The sequence below is a fragment of the Saccharospirillum sp. genome, from assembly GCF_040881935.1.
Classification (GTDB): domain Bacteria; phylum Pseudomonadota; class Gammaproteobacteria; order Pseudomonadales; family Natronospirillaceae; genus Saccharospirillum.
The window spans coordinates 1-4,340 of sequence record NZ_JBBECH010000035.1 but is presented as its reverse complement, the minus strand read 5'-3'; the positions used below and the strand labels follow the sequence as shown (position 1 = coordinate 4,340).

The 4,340-nt window shown below is 55.7% G+C and carries 3 protein-coding genes; all 3 read right to left on the bottom strand.

Annotation, left to right across the window (positions count from 1 at the left end):
• Positions 1 to 62: 62 nt before the first annotated feature.
• The 3 genes from WEB54_RS05520 to rpsO all read right to left on the bottom strand — a co-directional run bounded on the left by WEB54_RS05520 (position 63) and on the right by rpsO (position 4,121).
• Positions 63 to 1,217, bottom strand: a complete 1,155-nt coding sequence (locus WEB54_RS05520) for a hypothetical protein (RefSeq protein WP_368053996.1) — start codon at positions 1,215 to 1,217, stop codon at positions 63 to 65.
• A gap of 173 nt (positions 1,218 to 1,390) precedes the next feature.
• The gene (pnp, locus tag WEB54_RS05515; protein ID WP_368053994.1) at positions 1,391 to 3,535 is read right to left on the bottom strand and encodes a polyribonucleotide nucleotidyltransferase; all 2,145 of its coding nucleotides are present in this window, start codon (positions 3,533 to 3,535) and stop codon (positions 1,391 to 1,393) included.
• Positions 3,536 to 3,851: 316 nt separating this feature from the next.
• Positions 3,852 to 4,121, bottom strand: a complete 270-nt coding sequence (gene rpsO, locus WEB54_RS05510; protein ID WP_368053992.1) for a 30S ribosomal protein S15 — start codon at positions 4,119 to 4,121, stop codon at positions 3,852 to 3,854.
• Positions 4,122 to 4,340 lie beyond the last annotated feature (219 nt).

Sequence of the window (4,340 nt, the reverse complement as noted above, 5' to 3'; positions counted from 1 at the left end):
TCTGGCCGCCTGACGACTCGCTGGTGAGGACATTTAGTCTGTTACAGTGCACTAGGTCATGCTCAGTTAACCGGCTCCATAAAGTTACTGCTGGCGTAACCGACGCGGCCTTCAACCCGAATTCGGTTCCAGTTGCCTTCGGCATCTTCGGGTTCCATCCAAACCCGGGCACCTTCTCCCAGCTTGATGATAATGTCTGCATTTGTAGACGGTGCTTCACGCACATTCAGGATCGACGCGGTAATGCGCATTAGCACGTCAGGCACATCGGTCGCCGGTGTGGTGGCAACGGTATCCGCCTCAGATGTCGGTTCTTGCGGTAACGGGGCTACCTGTGCGGCCTCTGGGTCACCTGCCATGTCGTTTCCTGTCTGATCGGCGTCTGAAGGCGCAGCCAGGGCACTGGCCTGTTCCCGGTCGGCCTCTGGCAGAGTCGACTGATCAAAGGTATTCAGCGCCGCCTCTGCCCCGGCGCTGTCAGTCGGCTCCCCAGCTGGCTCGGCCGCAATACCTGAAATTGAACCTGTTGCAGCGGCAGCGGCGTTCTGGTGAGACATTCTCGGAACCGGTTCACGACCGAGCTGCGGCGGCCCCCACACCAGAAAAGCAAGACTCCCGACACCCATCGTCAAGCCCGCCATAAATGCACCTAATAGTCGCAAGCTCCCTCCGGGCCGATTTTTCTCAGCATAGCTGGTACGGCGGATGGGGTCGCTCATACCATACAAACGCCATTCTACCCGGTCCAAATAGCGAGGATCTTCAGGCAGTAAAGGTGAATCCGGTGTGTCTGTGGGCAGTTGCTCGGTTTCTCGCTGCACCTTCTTGCCGATATCCAGTATGTGAAATTCCGGTACTTTCAGAACTCTGCCAAGTAACCGCAGTGCCAGTGGCACATGACTGGGCAGGTCGTGGTTGACCAACAGCAAGCGCCAGCAACTTTCGATCAGAAACGGCAGTGGCTCTTTCGACAACGTCGATGACAACCATTGCAATGCCTCGACATGCTCGTCAATGTCCTTCTCTTCAAGAAAGAGTCGCCAGCGCTGGCTCAGCTCGTTATCGCTGTAGGGCAGCGCTTCGCGCAACGTCGCCTGCAGGTGCATTTCACTGGTGGGATAGACAAAAGCAAGCCATTGCAGCGCCAGATGCACTGCAGCCTGTGTCGAATCGGGGTGGCGCACCCAAAAGCGGGACGCATCCATGTCTGGATTCACTGCTGGATTCATAGTGACGACATTCAACCACTGGATGAGCCAGTGCGCAACTGCCAGAAATGCCTTTACACCGGGCCGTATCGACCACTGAGTAAGAACCGGTGCAGAGTTTTCGGGCGAAAAAAAGCCCCGAACCAGTCGGGGCTTTGCATCAGAGTCGGATCAGCCGATGTTTACTCTTCGACGACCGCGGCCTCTGCATTATCGAAACCGGCTTTCTCTTCAGCGGTCACTTCACGCATCGACAGTTTGACCCGGCCACGGTTATCGACATCGAGAATCTTAACGATGACGGTATCACCTTCGTTGATCTCATCGGTCACCTTGGCAATGCGACGATCGGCGATCTGAGAGATGTGCACCAGACCATCCTTACCCGGCAGGAACTGTACGAACGCACCGAAATCAGCGATACGCACGACTTTGCCCTGATACACAGAACCGGGTTCCGGCTCGGTCACGATCGACAGGATCTTGTTGCGGGCAGCCAGTGCGGACTCTTTGGTCGGTGCGTAGAGACGCACGGTACCGTCGTCCTGAATGTCGACCTGGGCACCGGTCTCTTCGACGATGGAGCGAATGGTGGCACCGCCCTTACCGATGACATCACGGATCTTGTCGGTATCGACTTTCATAGTGTCCATGGTCGGCGCGTTATCGGACAGCTCAGTACGCGAGCTTGCGATCACATGAGCCATTTCACCCAAAATGTGGTTACGGGCCGCGTGAGCCTGCTCCAGCGCTATTTCCATGATCTGCTCGGTGATGCCCTGGATTTTGATGTCCATCTGCAATGCGGTAACACCAACATCGGTACCGGCTACTTTGAAGTCCATGTCGCCGAGGTGGTCTTCGTCACCCAGAATGTCGGTCAGAACGGCAAACTCTTCGCCTTCTTTAACCAGGCCCATGGCAATACCAGCCACCGGCCGCTTGATCGGCACACCAGCGTCCATCATTGCTAGAGAAGCACCACAGACTGAGGCCATCGAAGACGACCCGTTAGACTCGGTGATTTCCGACACAACGCGCATGGCGTACGGAAAGGTTTCTTCGTTCGGTACCAGCGACAGGATGCCACGCTTGGCCAAACGACCGTGACCAATCTCACGACGGCCCAGGCCACCAACCCGGCCAGCCTCACCCACGCTGAACGGAGGGAAGTTGTAGTGGAACATGAAATTGTCGGTCATGGTGCCGTGCAACATGTCTTCCATCTTACCATCACGCAGGGTGCCCAGCGTGACCGCCACCAGCGCCTGGGTTTCACCACGGGTAAACAAGGCGGAACCGTGAGCACTTGGCAGTACGCCGACTTCTACTTCGATCGGACGGACGGTCTTGTTGTCACGGCCATCGATACGCGGCTCACCCTTAACAATGCGGGTACGAACCATTTTTTTCTCAATCTTCGCGAAAACACCCTTGATGTCGTCAGCTGAAGGCTGGCTTTCGGCGTCGCCGGCCAGTGCTTCAATGATTTCCTGGCGCAGGGCTGACAGCACGCCGTAGCGTTCCATCTTGTCCGACACCTGATAGGCATCGGCAATACGGTTACCGTACTGGCTGCTGATCTGTTCGATCAGATCAGTCTTCTCAGCCGCTGGCGTGAACTCCCACTTGGGTTTGCCGTTTTCAGCCGCGAAGGCTTCAATGGCGGCAACGGCACTCTGGTACTCTTCGTGAGCATACAGCACAGCGCCCAACATCTGGTCTTCAGACAACTCGTCTGCTTCGGACTCCACCATCAGTACGGCGTCTTTGGTGCCGGCAACAACCATGTTGAGGCGTGATGACTTCAACTGGGTATAAGTCGGGTTCAACACGTAACCCTGGTCATCGGTATAACCAACACGGGCCGCGCCAATAGGCCCGGCAAAAGGCACACCGGAGATGGCCAGAGCAGCTGAGGTTGCCAGCATGGCGCAGATATCCGGATCATCTTCTTTATTGGCTGAAACAACGTTCAGAATTACCTGAACTTCGTTCATGAAGCCTTTCGGGAACAGTGGGCGAATCGGGCGGTCGATCAGACGCGAGGTCAGCGTCTCTTTCTCTGAGGGGCGGCCTTCACGCTTCAGGTAACCACCGGGAATTTTACCGGCTGCGTAGTATTTTTCCTGATAATGCACTGCCAGCGGAAAAAATGGCTGATCCGGGCGGGCTTCTTTGACGGCAACCACGGTGGCCAGCACGACGGTTTCGTCGATGGTGCACCAAACAGCACCAGTCGCCTGGCGGGCAACGCGGTTGGTTTCGAGGGTGACAGTTTTGCCACCAAATTCAAAGCTGTGTGTTTTCGGCGTTAAATGACTCAATGGAGTCTCCTTAAGGTTGTTCACTGTACAAAGTGGACGCCGATCCCAACGATGCTTCTATCACTTGGCTCTGGGTCAAACCAGTCAAAGCCCAGTGATAGAAGCTCCTCAGGCGGGCAACACCCGGCACTGGGAAGATATCGTTGTTCACGGTTGTCCTGATGGTTCACTGCCATTCAGGCTTGCTTACGGTACAAGTCGCCAGCAGACCAGACAACAGCGAGTGGGAGTTTAGCAAGATGCGAAGCATACCGGGAGCACAGTGCAGAAATGACAAGGGCCCCCAGAGGAGCCCTTGAAACACGAAGTCAATCGCTTAGCGGCGCAGACCGAGACGCTTGATCAGGCTGGCGTAGCGGGAAACGTCTTTACGCTTCAGGTAGTCCAGCAGTTTACGACGCTGGTTTACCATGCGAATCAGACCACGACGCGAGTGGTGATCTTTACCGTGCTCTTTAAAGTGACCTTGCAGACCTTCGATGTTCTTGGTCAGCAGGGCAACCTGGACTTCGCTAGAACCGGTGTCGGTTTCGCTGCCACCGAATTCTTTAACCAATTCTGCTTTTTGCTCGACAGTTAATGCCATGGTACAAACTCTCCACGAATATGCATTCAATGTGAAATAGCCACCGTGCATATTAACAGTGACATTCCAGCCCCGACCGCAAAGGCCAAAACCGGGCGGGATTATACATGACACTGCACCAGGAACAAAGCGGTGCTGGGAGGCAGTGGTCCGCAGCGGCCACCGGTAGTGGGTCTGTGGGGTCGGCGTAAATCCGTCCATGGAGCCTAGGCCGCAGCA

Bases quoted from the DNA above. Each gene is read 5' to 3' on its own strand.
- rpsO (WP_368053992.1), bottom strand. From the start codon at position 4,121: ATGGCATTAACTGTCGAGCAAAAAGCAGAATTGGTTAAAGAATTCGGT.